This window comes from Pseudanabaena minima str. Chao 2107, assembly GCF_051131155.1.
GTDB lineage: Bacteria > Cyanobacteriota > Cyanobacteriia > Pseudanabaenales > Pseudanabaenaceae > Pseudanabaena > Pseudanabaena minima.
Window position 1 is genome coordinate 1023898 of the sequence record NZ_CP159508.1, and the last position, 17269, is coordinate 1041166.

At 40.9% G+C, this 17269-nt stretch carries 15 protein-coding genes and 2 pseudogenes; 3 read left to right on the forward strand and 14 right to left on the reverse strand.

Going from position 1 to position 17269, the window contains the following annotated elements; translation table 11 throughout:
- The first annotated feature begins 13 nt into the window (after positions 1–13).
- Positions 14–697 (forward strand): two-component system response regulator RppA, encoded by a 684-nt coding sequence (gene rppA, locus ABM313_RS04375; protein ID WP_434686472.1) that lies wholly within the window; start codon positions 14–16, stop codon positions 695–697.
- A gap of 201 nt (positions 698–898) precedes the next feature.
- Complete coding sequence (locus tag ABM313_RS04380; protein ID WP_434686473.1) at positions 899–6016, forward strand: translocation/assembly module TamB domain-containing protein; 5118 nt, start codon at positions 899–901, stop codon at positions 6014–6016.
- A gap of 220 nt (positions 6017–6236) precedes the next feature.
- Here the strand turns inward: ABM313_RS04380 and ABM313_RS04385 are convergent, their stop codons facing one another.
- The 14 genes and pseudogenes from ABM313_RS04385 to ABM313_RS04450 form a co-directional block, all read right to left on the reverse strand.
- Positions 6237–6578 carry a nucleotidyltransferase domain-containing protein gene (locus tag ABM313_RS04385; protein ID WP_434686474.1) on the reverse strand — a complete coding sequence of 114 codons (342 nt, stop codon included), beginning with the start codon at positions 6576–6578 and terminating at the stop codon, positions 6237–6239.
- A gap of 156 nt (positions 6579–6734) precedes the next feature.
- Positions 6735–7016 (reverse strand): type II toxin-antitoxin system RelE/ParE family toxin, encoded by a 282-nt coding sequence (locus ABM313_RS04390; protein WP_434686475.1) that lies wholly within the window; start codon positions 7014–7016, stop codon positions 6735–6737.
- Positions 7016–7237 (reverse strand): hypothetical protein, encoded by a 222-nt coding sequence (locus ABM313_RS04395; RefSeq protein WP_434686476.1) that lies wholly within the window; start codon positions 7235–7237, stop codon positions 7016–7018. The genes ABM313_RS04390 and ABM313_RS04395 overlap by 1 nt, the downstream gene beginning before the upstream one ends.
- Positions 7238–7313: 76 nt before the next feature.
- Positions 7314–7424, reverse strand: a pseudogene (locus ABM313_RS04400) (class I SAM-dependent DNA methyltransferase); the annotation flags it as partial.
- A gap of 18 nt (positions 7425–7442) precedes the next feature.
- Complete coding sequence (locus ABM313_RS04405; protein ID WP_434686477.1) at positions 7443–7616, reverse strand: DUF5615 family PIN-like protein; 174 nt, start codon at positions 7614–7616, stop codon at positions 7443–7445.
- A gap of 16 nt (positions 7617–7632) precedes the next feature.
- Positions 7633–7959 (reverse strand): DUF433 domain-containing protein, encoded by a 327-nt coding sequence (locus ABM313_RS04410; protein WP_434686478.1) that lies wholly within the window; start codon positions 7957–7959, stop codon positions 7633–7635.
- A 19-nt stretch (positions 7960–7978) separates the two neighbouring features.
- Positions 7979–8164 (reverse strand): annotated as a pseudogene (locus tag ABM313_RS04415) (hypothetical protein); the annotation flags it as partial.
- Positions 8161–8574 (reverse strand): type II toxin-antitoxin system VapC family toxin, encoded by a 414-nt coding sequence (locus ABM313_RS04420; RefSeq protein WP_434686479.1) that lies wholly within the window; start codon positions 8572–8574, stop codon positions 8161–8163. The gene ABM313_RS04420 and the pseudogene ABM313_RS04415, both read right to left, overlap by 4 nt.
- On the reverse strand, positions 8561–8827 hold the full coding sequence (locus tag ABM313_RS04425) for a CopG family transcriptional regulator (protein WP_434686480.1): 267 nt from the start codon (positions 8825–8827) through the stop codon (positions 8561–8563). The genes ABM313_RS04420 and ABM313_RS04425 overlap by 14 nt, the downstream gene beginning before the upstream one ends.
- A gap of 45 nt (positions 8828–8872) precedes the next feature.
- Positions 8873–9025 (reverse strand): hypothetical protein, encoded by a 153-nt coding sequence (locus ABM313_RS04430; protein ID WP_434686481.1) that lies wholly within the window; start codon positions 9023–9025, stop codon positions 8873–8875.
- Positions 9026–9030: 5 nt separating this feature from the next.
- Complete coding sequence (locus ABM313_RS04435; protein ID WP_434686482.1) at positions 9031–9441, reverse strand: type II toxin-antitoxin system VapC family toxin; 411 nt, start codon at positions 9439–9441, stop codon at positions 9031–9033.
- A complete protein-coding gene (locus ABM313_RS04440; RefSeq protein ID WP_434686483.1) occupies positions 9438–9710 on the reverse strand; it encodes a hypothetical protein in 273 nt (90 codons plus the stop codon). Before ABM313_RS04440 ends, ABM313_RS04435 begins: the two co-directional genes overlap by 4 nt.
- A 55-nt stretch (positions 9711–9765) precedes the next feature.
- Positions 9766–13683, reverse strand: a complete 3918-nt coding sequence (locus tag ABM313_RS04445) for a class I SAM-dependent DNA methyltransferase (RefSeq protein WP_434686484.1) — start codon at positions 13681–13683, stop codon at positions 9766–9768.
- 275 nt (positions 13684–13958) lie between these two features.
- The gene (locus ABM313_RS04450) at positions 13959–15218 is read right to left on the reverse strand and encodes an aspartate aminotransferase family protein (protein ID WP_434686485.1); all 1260 of its coding nucleotides are present in this window, start codon (positions 15216–15218) and stop codon (positions 13959–13961) included.
- A gap of 199 nt (positions 15219–15417) precedes the next feature.
- Here ABM313_RS04450 and ABM313_RS04455 point away from each other — a divergent pair, with 199 nt between their 5' ends.
- Positions 15418–17115 carry an adenylate/guanylate cyclase domain-containing protein gene (locus ABM313_RS04455; RefSeq protein WP_434686486.1) on the forward strand — a complete coding sequence of 566 codons (1698 nt, stop codon included), beginning with the start codon at positions 15418–15420 and terminating at the stop codon, positions 17113–17115.
- Positions 17116–17269 lie beyond the last annotated feature (154 nt).

Here is a 17269-nt window from a genome sequence, read left to right on the forward strand (position 1 = left end):
ATGATGGAGATTTATGCGAATCTTATTGGTAGATGATGAAGAAGAACTCGCCGAACCATTACAACGGATTTTGACAAATCAGGGTTATGCGGTTGATAGTGCTAATAGTGGCGATCGCGGATGGGAATTAGCTCAGACAGGTGGTTATGACCTGTTGATTTTGGATTGGATGATGCCAGAGAAATCAGGAGTCGAAATTTGCAACCAATTGCGCCAAAAAGGAGATAGCACCCCAGTTCTGATTCTCACAGCCAAAGATACTCTCGATGATCGCGTGACAGGGCTAGATAGTGGAGCCGATGACTATCTAGTTAAGCCCTTTGAATTAAGAGAATTGCTAGCACGAGTAAGAGCTTTACTGCGCCGTGCGCCATCACCGATCGCCCTAACTAGTGAACCTGCAAAATTAAGTTACGGAGATTTGGAACTTGATCGCGATAATCAAGTCGTATATCGAGATCAAGTGGCGATCGCTTTAACTGAGAGAGAATATCAACTCTTAGAGTATTTCATGCTGCATCCCAACCAATTATTGAGTCATGAGCAAATCTCACAACATCTGTGGAAAGAAGGAGAAGACAATCCAACGAGTAATGCGCTCGCCGCACAGATCAAGTTATTGCGCCGCAAAATTGATCGCGATCGCCAAATTTCTTTGATCAATACGGTGTATGGCAAAGGCTATCGTTTTGGCTAATGCTTATTACCGCGCCTTCGACGCGGTAATAAGCATTACGGGCTTTTGAGGTACTGAACTGTAATGGTTGAGCTTTACTTGGTAAATAAAAGCTGATATTTTTTAAAAGCTTTGCTTAGCAAGGCTTTTAAAATTGGCAACCCGCTACAAGGCGAACATATGTAAAATGGTGTCGTGAGGGCATCAATGGAGTGAAAAATTGTGGGACAGGCTCAACTACCGCCGCAGAGACCAATCAACTCTACATTCGCCAAAAATTTAGGGCGTGTAGGTGTGGGACTTGCGATCGCATTTACAGCAACCAGCTTAGGTGCTTTTTGGTATGGACGCTATTTTTTAAATGAGCAATTGTCACCGCTATTACAAACTGAGCTTACTAAGTCTCTCAAGCGTCCTTTACAGCTAGGCAAAGTTGAGCGAGTTAGCTTTTCGAGTATCAGGTTTGGTAGATCGATTGTGCCACCAACCGATCAGGAAGCAAACTTTTTAGCAGTTGAAGCGCTCGAAGTTAAGGTTGACCTTTGGAGTTATTTGACCCGTCGCCAGATTGGTCTAGATGCGATCGCCGAGCAGCCACAGGTATTTCTAAAGCAGGACGTTACAGGTTTACTGCAATTACCCAAGCTCACGCCACCAGAGCCACAAACCAAAGAAGGCTTTGTAGATCTACGGACAGTCACCTTTCGTGATGCCCAGATCACCATCCAAACGATCGCCAAAGGAGAGCTAGTATCTCTCAGTCAAGTGCAGATCGATAGCAATTGGAAAATCACCGATCCCAACAATCAAAGTTTGAAAATGAATGGTAAGGGGCGCGTCACTTTACCAAATCTTGCGGCGATCGCTGCCCCACCAAATCCAGAACAATTAAAAAAGGCGATCGAGACTGCCAGCGCTGACAAAGAAGGCGATAAGGGCAGTGTCATTTTTGCAGTTGACTGGGATTTGACCAAGGGACAAGGGACAGTTGATCTCAAGTCTCAGAAATTACAGGTTGCCTCAGTTCAAGGATTTGCAGTTAACTTGCCCGTAGAAATTCAGCAAGGGTTACTTGATGCCGAGGCGACGATCTCTCTAATTGCGGAGAAAGAGAGTCCCACTATATCGGTTACCGCCCAACTGAGTGACGGGGCAATTAAGTCTCCACAATTAACCAAACCGATTACCGAAATTTCAGGACAGCTTAACTTTGATGGTAATGATGCAACCATTAAGGAGTTTTCCGCAAATTATGGCTTGTTGACCACAACTGTTGATGGCACGTTTAATCAACAAAAGGGCTTTAACTTAAATTTCACCAGTGCCATACTGGATCTCGCGAAAGGGCTTGAAAGTTTTGACATCAAAGCTCCTGTGGCGATCGCAGGTGAGGTGAAGCTCGCAGGAAAACTCACGGGAACAGCACAAAAACCATCTCTATCGGTCAACATTACTACCCCTAAAGCCGTTACCTTTGATCGAGTAACCGTTGATCGCTTCTTAGCAACGATCGAACTCAAAGATCTCAATACGCTCCAAATCAAGAAAGTCCAAGCTGCATCCACAGGCGCAACTCTCACAGGTGAAGGACAAATTCGCTTACCTCAAAAAAATCAACCTGCGGAAATTCTATTTACCTCTAGCCTTGTGGGAGTTGCCGAAGAATTTACCAAGCTATATGGCGCGAAACTGCCCATCACCATTGGGCAAATTACGAGTTCCTTACAAATTACTGGTGCTTTAGCAAATCCGCAAATTTTGGCGCAAATCGAGGCTCCTAATGCCACCTATCCTGCAAGAGGAGAGGTGTTTCTGGCGGATGGATTAGCCACCATTCGGAATACAAGGGTTCGCTTTCCCATTGGTGAGGTTGGGCTAGCAGGTACTTACAATATTGTCAGTGGTGCATGGAAATCCCAATTAAATAGTAATGGCATTCCATTATCAGCTTTTCTCATGAACCAGAAAGGTATCCTCGAAGGGTTGATCAACTTGCGAAGCGATCGCGGTGGGTTTTCATTAGGTGATATTACTGCTGATGGCGTTGTGCGATTACCGCAAGGGTTAACCGAAGTTCCTGATGCGATCGTTGCCAATCTCACATGGGATGGCAGGAATTTACTTGTACCATCCTTACAAGTTGGTAACTATCTAACCGCCAATGGTCGAGTTGATCTTGCTTTTCCCAATAATTCACTTAAGGAATTTCCTACAGGGATTGCAGGAATTAATCTCGATCTGATTTCGCGCAATGTGAATATCAATCGCTTAGCAACCCTCTCTAGTGCTATACCTGCTCAAGCATCAGGAATCTTCAACTTTCGCGGCAACCTCTCTGGGGCGATCGATCAGCTTAAGATCGCGGGAGCCTTGCAACTGGATAATGTCGATCTAGCTTCTTTCGGTTCTAGTTTCGCTAAACAAGGACTAGTAGCTCCTTCACGCGGTTCACTAGATTTTGATGGCACAATTAATGGTGACTTGGCAGCACCAAGACTAGTTGGAAATCTACAAGTAGCTAGTTTGAAAGTCAATCAAATCGAACTTGATAAGCTGACCTTTAATGGTGCTTTAAATGGAATTGGTAGTGTCATTCAGGCGACAGGTGATTTGCTCCTAGCAGGACTGAGAGTTGATAAATTAGCTTTCGATCCACGATTAGAAGGTAAGCTCAATTTTGACGGCAATCAAGGCTTAAATGTTGATTTACGTGGAAAACGCGATCGCATTGCCGCTCGTCTAGATAGTGCTTTTCGTCCCATTGATTTTAATGTGAACTTAGGTGAGTCTACGGCGACAGGTAGACGTTTTGAGAATAATCCCCGTCGTTTACAAGTAGCAATCAATAATATCCCCCTTGCCCTAGCTGCTTCTCTCGCAGGACAAAACGATGTCAGTGGCAAGCTATCCAGTAATCTCATTGTTGATTTTACCAATAATCCCTCAGCATCAGGTGAGGTTATAGTAGAGCGTCCTCGCTTTGGGCGAGTGTTAGCAGAACGAGCGATCGCTAAAATCACTTACGCCAATGGTGTTTTGGATGTTAAAGATGGGAATTTAAGTGTTCGGCAGGGAGAAGTTAATAATGAGTATAAATTCAATCTGACCTACAATCCTAAAGCTGAAGATCCGATCGCAGGAGCCGTCGAAGTTGCTCAAGGTCGAGTTCAAGATGTATTTGCCACATTGCAATGGGCAAATATTGTCGATGTTACGCAAGGACTTACCTTTGCGAAAAATAGAGCAGTAGAATTACAGCCCTTAGAAGCAATCAGATTGATGGGAGAGCCTCTGTACAAACAGTTGCAATATCTCACTCAAATCGAACTGCGACAGGAACAGCAGGAAACCGTTGATTCCGCTCGCAATTTTAATCTGCCACCACTCACGGATTTTCGTGGTGACATTAAGGGCAAAGTCACCTTTGGATTTAACAAACGAAGGGGTATTCGTGTTGGATTTAATCTAGTCGGCAAAAAATTTGAGTATGGAAAATTTGCTGTTGACGACATTCAAGTAGAAGGACGTTATGCCTTTGGTGTTTTCAATATTGCTAAAGCAAATTTCCAGTCAGACAAGAGCTATGCACGTATTACAAAGGCAAGAATTAGACTGACTCCTTCATCAAATCCATTATTCCGATTCCGTGAACAAAGTGGCGAAATTGAATTAAAAGATTTTCCCATTGAATCTTTAAGACCATTGCCATTTTTTAGCGCAATTCCCTTTGATTTGACTGGAAAAGTTAACGGCAATCTCTCCATCTCTGGTACTACTTTATTAGATTTAGGAGTTAAAGGACAATTGAGCCTAGCCGATGGCTCCGTTAACCGTCAACCAATTGATTTTGTGGCAGTGAAGTTTAACTATGACAAGTTAAATATTAATTTCAATGCCAATATGAAGGTCGCAGGTAAGGATTCTGTTGTCGCTTCGGGTAATTTTGGTGTTTTTGGCATCTTTGACGTGAAGCTCGATGTTAAGGATGAAGGCATTGCCTTTATCAATATATTCAATCAGCCTGTACGTTGGGTAAGTGGTAAAGGCAATATCAATCTCACAGCAAATGGAACCTTTAGAGATCCAAAAATCGCTGGGAAGATGACGGTTAATAATGCCAAGGTTAAAATCGCAGGCTTACCAGGAGATTTTACCGAAGTTCAAGGTGTGATTGACTTCACTCGCGATCGCCTAATCAGTAATATCACTAGCAACTTTAGCGAAGGTAAACTCGCTTTAACAGGTATTCTCCCCATTAGTAACCCTAATCTAATCCCAACAGATAGTCCAGAGTATCAACAAGCCCTTGCTATCAACGCAGATAGGCTCAAACTAAATATTCGGGATATTAGTTCTGACAACTTTAATAGTCGAGTTATCGTTAGAGGGGCACTATTAGCGCCAGTAATTACAGGTGAAGTGGCACTAGGGGAGGGGCGACTGGTCATCGGTAATGATGCTGACCCCAATAGTTCGACCGCAGCTAATGATGACAGCAATTTAGCAGATGTCGCCTTTGATCGTCTCGCAGTTAAATTACAAAACATGCAAGTGACTCGCTTTCCCATATTTAATTTCTTGGGAGAAGGAACACTAATTGTGAATGGAACCTTCCTCAAACCAGAGCCAGCAGGTAAAATCAATATTTCACGCGGACAGTTCAATGCAATTTCAACAAGGTTCCGTCTCGATCGTGCCTATGAAAACTTTGTCGAGTTTAAACCTGCTCAAGGATTAAATCCAACTCTCAATGTCCGTGTTTCTGGCGCTGTGGCTGAGATTACCCGCGTACCGATCAATTCCAATCGTCCCGACGATTTGTTCCGTCCCAACGAAGTTCCCGTTAGCAATTTGGGGGCGCAGAAGACTTTACGAGTCCAAGCTAGTGTTACGGGTACAGCGCTTGCGCCAGATATTCGTCTTTCCAGTAGTCCACCTCGTAGCCAAGCAGAAATCATAGCCCTAATAGGTGGTGGCGTTTTACAACAACAGGGCGGATCTGACCCTGCTTCAGCGCTGGCGAGTTTTGCAGGTGGTACAGTTCTCAACTTCCTTCAAGATGCGATCGGTGATGCATTGAATCTTGCTGAGTTTAATCTCAGTCCAGTTACTACTAATACTTCAGGTAATAGCAGCACGGGCACATTAGGTCTGTCGGCTGAGGCTGCGATCGATGTCAGCAACAGTTTCTCGGTCGCTCTCCAACGAATTATTAATGATTCCACCCAACCGACTAATTTTTCTGTACGTTATCGTGTTGACCCAAATATTCTATTGCGCGGCAACTATGGTACTGATGGCAGTACAGGTATCTCAATCGAGTATGAAAATCGTTTTTAGAATTTTGATGCTCTAGAGGTTCAGGGTTTGACAAAAATCGCCAATATTTGCCATAACAATTAAGATGTTTCTATATTTTCTGATAACAATAATGCTTGAGCAGAGTAGTACATGGCATAGTAAGCACGAGATAATCAAGTGCGATAACGTTGACCTGTAAATAAAAACTCAGCAGTTTCTAAGTCTTCAAAAGCTAAATTTATTAGTTGATTGATCTCATTCATAGTTTAATTCCCTCTCGTTTAGCTACTCTTACTAAGGAAATAGAAGATGATGTAAATTCTGATTTAGATACAGGGACAATTGAAATTAGCTCTCCATATTTATCAATAAAATAAAATTTTATATCAGATGTTTTATGTACTTCTTTGGCTACATCAATGGGATCTTCGAGAACAGTCATGATATCAATATCAGAGTCTGAGGTTGCTTCTCCTCTTGCCTGTGAACCAAATAAAATCAAGGAATATAATTGCTGACCATAAAGGTTAACTAAGTTTATTTTTAGTTCAACAAGTAATTTATGTAATTTGGGGCTAATAGTATTTTGTGGATAAGTCATTGCTTTTACCTCCTATTCTATTTTAATTGCTGCATATTCTTGTTCTGTTAGTTCAAATTCTGGGTCGATGATTTTTACTTCTTCATAGGTGAGTTGATAGAGTTTGTAAACTAAGCGATCGCCTTTTCTAATTCACTGATATCAGCATGGCGATCGCTAGTAGACTTCATCGTGAGTACCGATATCAAGTAGGACTATTGCTTCTGTCTGTTCTTCAGAAATTTCTATAGTAAATAGAATTCTACAGTCATAGCCACAGGAACAGGCTTTTAATCCTGATAGTTTTCCCTGTAGTGAATGAGTACTTAATTGAGTTGCAAAAACGTCCTCTTTCATTAATTGTAATATTTGAATTAGCTTTGGTTCAAGTTGGGAGTTACGCTTGACAAATTTCCGAAATGCTCGTTTAAATTTTGGTGTTAAAACTAGTTCTCTCATTAGTCTTCTGCCAAAGTTGCTTTTAGTTCAGAAATTATGTCTTCTATGGGTTGAGGTTTTAGCTCTCCACGATGAAAGGCAGCGATCGCCTCTTTGGCATCTTGAGCAATTTCCTCTCGTCGGGCTTCAATCATTTGATTCTTAACGATTTCTAAAAGCATTTCTCTTTGCTCAATTGAAAGCTGATTAACTGTTAAAATTGCTTCTTCTAATGTAACCATTTTAGTTCTCCTAATAAGTTTAAATATCTTGATTATAGCCAAATCTCAATTTTTTTTCACTTTTTCTTTCTACTTTTTACTTGTTACCTTTCTCTACTATTTTAATCTCTTCTTCTGTCAACTCATAAAGTTGATAAACTAAAGCGTTGATCGCCTTTTCTAGTTTGCTCGTATCTGCATGGCGATCGCCTTACAGTTGACAGTTTTATATCGATGGTAATTTGATTCTAATGAGTTGTTTTTCTATAGTCTCAAATTGAGAGAGATGATTATGTATGGCTTGGGCAATTTTTTCCCAGTTGGTGTTACTTTTACAAATCACGATGCCTTTATGTTGAGGAGTTTGAGTATGTAAACGAAGGAAATTGCTCATCTGCATAGAGTTTGAACATTATCTAATCTGCCTCGTTTTCAAGGATTGCTGTGGCAATTTCTTGAGGATGGCTTTCGGCGTATATCCAAGCATTTGCTAGATCAACGGCGTTTAGGGTTGGATATGCTTCTAATATTTTTGCGTCGCTAAGCCCTTGTTGTTGGTAGCTGACTAATAGCCAAACGGGGATTCTGGTGTTACGGATACAGGCATCACCGCCACATACGTTTAATGTTTTCTCAATGCCGTGCCAACTATTTAATAGGCTGTTGAGAATTAGTTGAAATGCTTGAGATTTTTCTGTGGGTGAGAGTGCGAGTAGTTGGGGTTCTAGTTCTTTAAGTGTCATAGTTTTTTAAATTGGATATTTACAAATTGATTCTACTTTTTCCTTTTGACTTTCTAATTTTTCCTTGTCCCCTCTCTCCTTCTACTATTTTAATCTCTTCTTCTGTTAACTCATAAAGTTGATAAACCAAATCGTCGATCGCTTTTTCTAATTCGCTCGTATCAGCATTAGGATCGCCTTTTTTAGCAGTGAGAATTTTATTTACTGTAAAAGGTTTTGAAATGGTTGAGTATTTTTCCAGCGATAGGTATTGAAATCTCGATAATCTACTGACAAGATCCGACCGTGACCTAGTTCTTCTGCGAGAATGACTAGTGAGGCATCGGCTAAGTCCATTGGGAGATTGGCGTATTTTTGCATAAGTTGGGCGATTTTTTGGGCGTGATCGGGTTGCAGATTGAATGTCTCGAAGGCTCCATTCGCTAATGACTCCATAAATTTAGATTGAGCGAGTACTCCTTTTCTTTTTAGCAATAGATAGCAGGTTTCTGTGACAACACACCATGTTGTGATTAGTTGTTCATCAATTTCTCTTAATTTTTGTCTGGCGGCTTGGTGATGGGTGTCTTGTTGATCGGCTAGGGCTAACCAAAATCCTGTATCAGCGATGATCATATTTAGCCTCAAGTTCATTTGCTAGGACTTGTTTGTAGTTTGTGGATAGGTCACTTTCAACGGAGCAGCATCCGATAAATCCTGATTCTTCAAGAATTTCAAAGGATGTTTTTTGCTTTTGATGTTTGAGTTTTTGATAGTAGGAATCTATGGCATCCCGCAAAATATCGGATAGTGTCTGGTTGGTTTGTTGCTGGATATATGTGAGTTTGTCGGTGGTTGCTGGATCGATTTGGGTATTAATTTGTGACATTGTGGTTTCCTCTTTTGATTAGATTTTTAGCTCATATCAAGAGTTTTACTCTATTCTAATTGCTGTGTATTCTTGTTCTGTTAGTGCAAATTCTGGATCGATCGCTTTTACTTCGTCATAGGTGAGTTGATAGAGTTTATAGACTAAGTTATCGATCGCCTTTTCTAATTCGCTCGTATCAGCATGGTGATCGCTCATTAGGTTTATCTCAGTAAGGCGATAAATCCTGCTTGCTCAAAATGTTTATCATAGGCGATCGCTTCTAATATATTTTGTTGCTGCATGATTTGAAATGATGTGCAATCTGTGTGACTCCAAGCTTGATCGGGACGTTGATCGTATAACTCAAGAGCATTTTGAAATAGTGTGTCAGTTTGCAAAATCACTTCGATTTCAGGATTTGTAAATGCGTGTTTGATGAATCTAACGGCTTTTTGTCGATAGGATTTACCTTTGCTAGAGAAGGCGTTGAGGAGTTCAGTGAATACCATTTCACTGGTAACTATGGGCGTTGAGATTAAGGAAATTGATATTTGTCGAGCTTTTTGATGTAGGTCATCATCGGGATTGAGTAGGGCGATCCAGTAGCCTGTGTCTGCAAATACTTTTTTCATAATTCTTCTTTAGGGCTACCATATAGATAATGATCTAGATTTTTGGCAAGGTCTTTGGGAATATTTGTTTCTGTTGGTGTTTCAGCATTGACTTGATCGATAAAGCTCAAAAAATCTGGAATATTGGCTTCTTTAGTTTTTTGAATAGATTCTTGTTTGGGGATTTCGTTGGTTCGGGTTTTGATGAACAGTAAGAAGTTTAAGACTTCGCGTATTAAAAAGTCTGGGGCTTGGTCGAGTTCATGAATTAGTTGTTCTTTGTCTGACATGGTGATTACTCCTATTGTTTTTTGTTTGTGGATTTTTTTATCTATATCACAGGCTCTACTCCATTTTAATTGCTGTGTATTCTTGTTCTGTTATTTCAAATTCTGGATCGATGATTTTTACTTCTTCATAGGTGAGTTGATAGAGTTTGTAAACTAATTTATTGATCGCCTTTTCTAAGTCGCTCGTATCAGCTTTAGGATCGCCTTTTTTAGCATCAAGACATTTCTGCACAAGTTTTTCTATTGCTGTACGTTGTGGTTTGGTCACAGTAGCGATAGGAATTTGAGAAATATAGGACGTTTGCATCGCATATGTTCCACCAGCCATTTTCCCAACAATTTGATTAAGAAAAAACCATACTATATTTGAATTTAAAATAGCCAAAAGATAGTAATTAGAATTAGGTATCAAGAAAGTTTTATTATTAGAATAAAACTTTTCTTCATCCCAAGCAAAAGCTTGATAAGTAGCTATTTCTTGATATAAAATTTTAGGCTGCTCAAATTCTTGCCAATAAGTAGCCGCACATCTTTGTAAAGCGTACCATTCATATCTGACACCTGTTTCAGCTTTATTTCTTGCAGATAGTTGATCTTTGAATTGAAGTAAATGTTTATAGACTGCGGGATATTTTTTTGTAAATTCTTTTTCTGCATTTTCAGATGCACCTGTAATAGATGAATCTTCATGTAATGGGAAATGCCAAGGTATAAATAGTAAATATTGATCAGCAAAATCAACGTTCCATCTTTTAACATCTCGACCCCGTAGGAAAGGCTTAATAACTTCGGCAGAAGAAGGATGCTCGTTAATTAATCTGTCACGGGTTGCGCGATCAATAATAAAAGCTTCGTTAAATCCTGTCTTAATTCCATAATAAAATTTACCGTTTACATATTCATCTAAAGGCTTACCAGCATTTCGTAATTTAGCTAATAAATCAAAGTTTTGAGAAGACTCTAAACGCCAACCGTCAGGCTTTAAGTTCTCTTGTGAGATCGTCAAACCATCTTTCTCTAATACTGTTGCAAATTGAGCAATATCTTGTTTTTTGGTTTCATCCCATGCCAAAGCTTGCACTTGATTATTTTCAGATTTTGCTTTGCTTAAAGTAATGATGCTTGGATAGGCGATTGCTTCCTCAAAAACAGGATAATCACCAAAATCAATTAAGTTATGAATAGTTGTTGAATCTGTCAAAAATTGGCGTAATTTCTCACCATAGCCAGCCCGAAAATATTTATTTGAAGAGATATAAGTTAAATGACCTTTTGCTTTTAATAAATTTAAACCCAACTCATAGAAATAAACAAATAAATCAGCAACGCCTGTATAACATTGATAATTTTGCTGCAAAGTTGGTTTTAATTCTTTAATCTCTTCTTGTCGAATATATGGCGGATTTCCAATAATTGAATCAAACCCAACGAAATCACCATTATTATTCAAAACCTCAGGAAACTCAAACCGCCACTCCAAGGCATTCTCATAGAGCCGACCGCTTTCAATATCCTCAATCTCTGCACTTAACTTATCAATCTCATTATTTAACTTATTAACCCTCTTCTCCCTTACCTTAATCTCTGCCTTAGTCTCCTCAAATAACAAAGTCTGATTTTCCACACTATAAAGCTCCGCTTGCAACTGCCGTAACTTCACCTTCTTAGGATCACCAGCCAACAAAGTCGAACTAAAACCCGCCTTAATCTTTGCGATCAAACCTTCCATTTCTCGCTTTTGCGCCTTACTTTCCGCACTGCGATAAGTCTGCACCGCATTCCGATACTGCTCAATACTAAACTTCTGCTTCTGCAAAACCTGCTTCACATCCACATCCAACCCAAACCGACTAATCAAAGAATTCCCACACTTGATATTAATGTCGATATTTGGCAAAGTTTCGAGATCCCCCCTACCCCCCCTTGCAAAGGGGGGAAAAGAATTTTCTTTATTCTCCCCCCTTTTTAAGGGGGGCTGGGGGGGATCAATCCTAATTGACGCTTGAGGCGGATCAACCCTGTAATAAGCATTCTTCAAAAGCTCAATCCACAACCGCAAACGGCAAATAGTCACAGAATTAGGATTAATATCCACCCCAAACAAACAACTCTCAATAATCGTCTGCTTCTCATGAAACAACGCCTCCTGCACACGCTGTTTCTCCGCATTATTCGGATGATAAGCAAACAACTTGCCTTCATCATCGTAAACCAATAACTTATCATTCCGCACTTCCACCCGATAATCTTTTAGCGACTTACCAGAGCGATCCAATAAAACACGCAATTCACTCTTAATCGCAATCATCTCATTCAAAGCCGAAACCAAGAAATGCCCCGAACCCACCGCAGGATCGCAAATCTTGAGACTGTTAATAATTGCATTCGCCTCTTTCTTATCCTCAATCCTCTCATACAAATCGTCAAGACTCTGACAACTCCAGCCCTTCACCTCATTAAACTTCTGCACCACCGCCCGCCGTATCGTCTCCCGACACATATACATCGTAATGAAACTCGGCGTATAAAAAGACCCATCCTTATAGCCATTAATCTTCTCAAAAATCAATCCCAACACCGAAGCATTAATTAGCTTCTCACTATCTTCCTGCGTATCCTCCAACTCATCGCGATCAAACTTATACGCATCCAAAAACTCAAACAAATAAGCCAACGCATTCAACTCACCCGATCGCCTATTCCCATTACCATCCTTCAGCACCGTCCCGCTAAAAATTGGCAAATCCCGATCCTTGAGATTGCTAATCACAATCGTTTGCTGCTCCGTCTCCGTTGGCTCAAATAGCGAACTATTCAAATAAGGCACATTCGCAAAAGCTACTTTAACCTTTGCCTCGCGCCTATCCTGCTCTCTTGCCAACACATCAAAAAACAAACTATCCAGATCATCATAGTTCTGTACCTTGGCAAGATTCAGAAAAGCAAATTCGCGATCGCCTTGATGATATTTAATTAACTGCGCCTCCAATAACTTTAAAAACAAAATCCGATTAATCCAATTAATCGACAGCCGCAGCGCCACATTAAACAGCCTCTCTTCGTAACTATCCCCAAACTCTTCAGGCTTCTTTAACTGCGAAATCTTATCCAAACTATCCAAACGACTAATCGCATTCTCAATCAAAGAACCATCATGGCGATCGCTTTCCGTCATCCGCCCAATTAACTTCTTGCCCCCTGACTTCGTTTCCGTCAAACCAATGATATACAGCAACTCATTATAAAAAGGCTTATTTAAACTATTGCTGTCGTTAGCAAAGGGCAACTTCAACAAATGCTCAGGTGAAAGAACCTTGTAAAGATCAATCAAATCTGAATTCTCAAGATCGCGCAAATCAAAATGCGTGAACTTAATGCGATCAATTACCTTAGCGATCGCAGGTTCCGCAATCTGCTTATAAAAAAAGTCCGTTGTTGTCCCACTCAGCCGCCCCGCCTCAAAATCCTGAAAATTCTTAACTAACTCCTTATCACCAAAAAACAACTCCTCAAAAATCTTCGCATCAAAAATAAACCACTCATAAACATTCGTCACCACCAAATGCTTAACCCCAACATTTCCATGCGTCACCCGCTCACGCAAAAAATATAAAACCAACTGCTGAAAAGCCTTTCGATTGAGATTATCTACCCTTGGCATCTCCACACTATTAGTTTTAGTTGGCTTCTTTGTCTCAAAGATCACCCCAACCGCACTATCCGCCCCCTTGTCATTGTGAATGACTAGATCGCTATTTTCCTTCGTATTAATGAAATAGAGATCGCCATAAAAGCTCTTTTTTAAAAAATCACTCAGCAGATTTTTATTAAACTCTTCATCCTTTTTGCTGTCACACAAAGCAAGCATCCGCCCCAAATTAGCCTTAAATTCCTGAATATTGTCAGCATCAGGCTTCATTTTTAAATACGTCTTATTTAATGCTTGCTTGAGTTCGAGCTTATTGACGATCATGAAACTTTACGTCTAGTGAAATTATCGGCTAATGCCATTATGCCTAATTTAGCAGCTAGCGATCACGCCAAATTGTTTGGTATAGCAGCGCAAGAGATAGCTATAAGATTAGTGGCAGCGCGAAGCGCTGCCACTAATCTTTTTGGTTTTATGTCCTAAGCAAAACTTACATTGCTATTCACAACCTTGAATACAGTAAGAACATCACTAATAGAACTTAGTGATGTTCTTACTGTGCTGAAATCGTTCACTTTTGAGTTAAATAATGATTCAGATTAGAAACTTGCGATCGCCTGTTCGACAATGGCTAGTGCTTGATCAATCTCCTCAGCCGAGACAATTAGTGGAGGCACAAAGCGCACCACCTTTACACCCGCAGGCACTAATAACAAACCATGCTCAATTCCTGCGGCAACCACATCACGGGCTTGGATTTGGCTAGATTCTTGTAAAACTAAACCATCGATCAAGCCCCAGCCACGTACTGAAGCTATGTGCTGGGGATAGCGATCGCAAATAGCTTGCAATCCAGTCCGCAGTTGTTGACCACGCTCTCTGGCATTGGCGATCAGATTATCCTTGACCATCGTGTTGCAAACCGACAGAGCCACGGCACAGGCAAATGGATTACCGCCAAAGGTACTTGCATGATCCCCAGCCTCAAACACATCACAATGAGCCTTACACATCATCGCTCCGATGGGAATACCGCCGCCTAAGCCCTTTGCCGAGGTGAAGATATCGGGTTGAATGCCGAGATTTTCATAACCCCAGAGCATTCCACTGCGTCCCATACCCACTTGGACTTCATCAATAATTAACAGGATTTTTTTCTCATCACAAATTTCCCGAATACGTGAAAAATAGGCGCGATCGCCAGGATTGACACCACCTTCTCCTTGCAATGGTTCGAGCATGATCGCGCAGAGTCTACCTTCATATTTTTTGACGGCATCTTCGAGGGCAGCGATATTGTTGTAAGGAATATAGTCAAAACCTTGGACGAGGGGCGCAAAATTCTTGTGATATTTGGGCTGACCTGTAGCGGTAACGGTGGCGAGAGTGCGTCCGTGAAAACTAGCATTTGCCGTCAAAATTAAAGGGTCTTCGATACCGAGCTTGGTATGGGCATATTTACGCGCTAGCTTAATTGCCCCTTCATTTGCCTCAGCACCAGAGTTACAGAAAAATGCTTTGTCCGCACAGGAGTTTTGTACCAGCCATTTAGCCAATTGACCTTGGGGTGCAAAATAAAACAAATTAGAGGCATGGTGCAAAGTTTGGATTTGCTCAGTTACCGCTTTGACCATTGCAGGATGTGCGTGTCCCAACGTACAAGTAGCAATGCCAGCCACAAAATCTAAATATTCTTTGCCTGTACTGTCCCAGACTCGGCAACCTGTGCCGCGTTCTAGCGCGATCGGAAAGCGAGCATAGGTACTCATCACATATTGATTAAACTCAGCGATCGCATCAGTTGCGACTTGTGGATCAGCCTGAACTTGAGATTGTACTTCTAGCGTAGTTGGCGACATGGATAAAAATGTGATAATGCTGTTAATTTCATTATGAATGATATGAGAGTTTTCACAGGTACGTCTGTAGTGGAATTAGCGAATAAACCCAAATTTTTTATTGAAAGTTTTGCTTTGCAAAACTTTCAATAAAAAATTTGGGTTTTACTTCAGCGCTTTGCGCTGTAATGATATTCCAGTAGTCGCAGCAAATAAAAATATGCCATACATTATTCAAAATCAAGGTACTCCCCATGAGCGCGTCTGCGATCTAAAACATGGTGTAAATACGATCGGACGAGGACTAGATAATAGTATTGTCGTAGAGGATGATGCTCGGAGTCTGTCACGCCATCATGCGGAAATTCAGGTAACGGATAAAGGGCTATATGTTACCGATTTGAATAGTAGTAATGGCACTTTTGTTAATCAGGTCAAAATTATTCAACAAAAGCTAAATCATGGTGATTTGGTGCAGTTTGGTAGTGTTGTATTTCGATTAGTTGATGAATCTCAATCTGGCGCAGCTTCTGGAGCTAACCTGACTAATCAAAATGCAATTCCCAATTCAGGTTTGTCGATTTTAATGCGCGTTTCTCCAGAGAAATCTCGTGTGAACATGCAAGATTTGCTGCAACAGCAGAAGCTAGCAACCTCAGGATCGGTACTAATGATTCAAGGTACAGATGAGGTGCAGAGGACATCGGCAAAGTTGCGAGTTTTGCTGGAGGTCAGCCAAGAATTAGCCTCTCCAGAAGCCTACTCAGCTCTACCTGAAAAGATTTTAGAATTATTACTAAAAATTATGTCAGTCGATCGCGCTGTACTATTGCTGATCGACGAGAAGACAGGACAGCTAGAACCCAAAGCCTACAAATTTAGTAATCCCAATGCGACGGCTGACCTTGATTTTTATAGTCGTAAAATTACTAACTTTGTTTTGAAACAAGGCGATGCCATTATTAGTGATGATGCTTCGCTCGATCGCCGTTTTGATAGTTCCCAGTCAATTATTCAGCAATCGATCCAAGCAGCGATGTGTGCGCCGTTAAAGCCAAGGGATCAAGCGATCGGCGTATTGTATGTGGATAATCTATCGCGTGGTCATGCTTATCATAAAGAAGATCTAGAATTTTTGAGTAGTTTGGCAAATCAGGCGGCGATCGCGATCGAAAATGCCCATCTTTATCGCAATATGCAATCAGAAGTAATCCGTCGCACCAAATTAGAGCGATTTTTCCCTGCCGCCGTTAGCAAAAAAATTGAAGAAGGATGGGACTTAAATCGGATTATTGAAACAGAGGTAACTGCTTTATTTTCTGATATTAGCGGCTTTACTGAGATGACCGCACCCATGCAGCCCCGTAAAGTTTTAGAATTCTTGAACGAATATTTCAAGGTGATGGTTGAAGATATTGTCTTCCCCTTTGGTGGCACATTAGAGAAATATATTGCGGATGCTCTTTTAGCAGTCTGGGGTTCACCCTATCAAAAGGAAGATGACGCAGTGATGGCTGTGAATGCAGCGATCGCTATGCAATGGGCAATGAAACAATTAAATGAAGATTGGACAGAACAAGGACGCGATTTGCAAATCCAGATTCACATTGGACTCAATACAGGCATGGTTGCCGCAGGCAATATTGGCTCTGAGAACCTGATTCAGTACACCAATATTGGTGACACGATGAATGTGGCTAGCCGCATTTGCACAGCCGCCAAAGCAGGAGAGGTATTTATTTCTGAAAGTACAAAAAACAAGATTTCTAGCTTAAGTCTACCTTTGGAAAAGCTGGATTTGATGAAAGTAAAGGGTAAAGAAGAGCCATTACAGTTATATCGAGTGCTTTGGGAAAATGTTGATGTTAGGGAAATGATTAGCAACATCAAAACAAGTTTTTCGGCTGGAGTCTCCTAGCGAAGCAAGTTTTGCTTCAACCCTCAAGAGTGGCGGCGCGAAGCGCCGCCACTCTTGAGGATTTGGACAGCTATAGGACAAAATCAAAAAAAAAAGAGAAAAGCGGTGCTTCGCATATATTTTCTTTTTTAACGATCCAAAGCAGGAATTTTTT

Bases quoted from the DNA above. Each gene is read 5' to 3' on its own strand.
- rppA (WP_434686472.1), top strand. From the start codon at position 14: ATGCGAATCTTATTGGTAGATGATGAAGAAGAACTCGCCGAACCATTA.
- ABM313_RS04385 (WP_434686474.1), bottom strand. From the start codon at position 6,578: ATGACTTATCCACAAAATACTATTAGCCCCAAATTACATAAATTACTT.
- ABM313_RS04390 (WP_434686475.1), bottom strand. From the start codon at position 7,016: ATGAGAGAACTAGTTTTAACACCAAAATTTAAACGAGCATTTCGGAAA.
- ABM313_RS04395 (WP_434686476.1), bottom strand. From the start codon at position 7,237: ATGGTTACATTAGAAGAAGCAATTTTAACAGTTAATCAGCTTTCAATT.
- ABM313_RS04405 (WP_434686477.1), bottom strand. From the start codon at position 7,616: ATGCAGATGAGCAATTTCCTTCGTTTACATACTCAAACTCCTCAACAT.
- ABM313_RS04410 (WP_434686478.1), bottom strand. From the start codon at position 7,959: ATGACACTTAAAGAACTAGAACCCCAACTACTCGCACTCTCACCCACA.
- ABM313_RS04420 (WP_434686479.1), bottom strand. From the start codon at position 8,574: ATGATCATCGCTGATACAGGATTTTGGTTAGCCCTAGCCGATCAACAA.
- ABM313_RS04425 (WP_434686480.1), bottom strand. From the start codon at position 8,827: ATGTCACAAATTAATACCCAAATCGATCCAGCAACCACCGACAAACTC.
- ABM313_RS04430 (WP_434686481.1), bottom strand. From the start codon at position 9,025: ATGAGCGATCACCATGCTGATACGAGCGAATTAGAAAAGGCGATCGAT.
- ABM313_RS04435 (WP_434686482.1), bottom strand. From the start codon at position 9,441: ATGAAAAAAGTATTTGCAGACACAGGCTACTGGATCGCCCTACTCAAT.
- ABM313_RS04440 (WP_434686483.1), bottom strand. From the start codon at position 9,710: ATGTCAGACAAAGAACAACTAATTCATGAACTCGACCAAGCCCCAGAC.
- ABM313_RS04445 (WP_434686484.1), bottom strand. From the start codon at position 13,683: ATGATCGTCAATAAGCTCGAACTCAAGCAAGCATTAAATAAGACGTAT.
- ABM313_RS04450 (WP_434686485.1), bottom strand. From the start codon at position 15,218: ATGTCGCCAACTACGCTAGAAGTACAATCTCAAGTTCAGGCTGATCCA.
- ABM313_RS04455 (WP_434686486.1), top strand. From the start codon at position 15,418: ATGCCATACATTATTCAAAATCAAGGTACTCCCCATGAGCGCGTCTGC.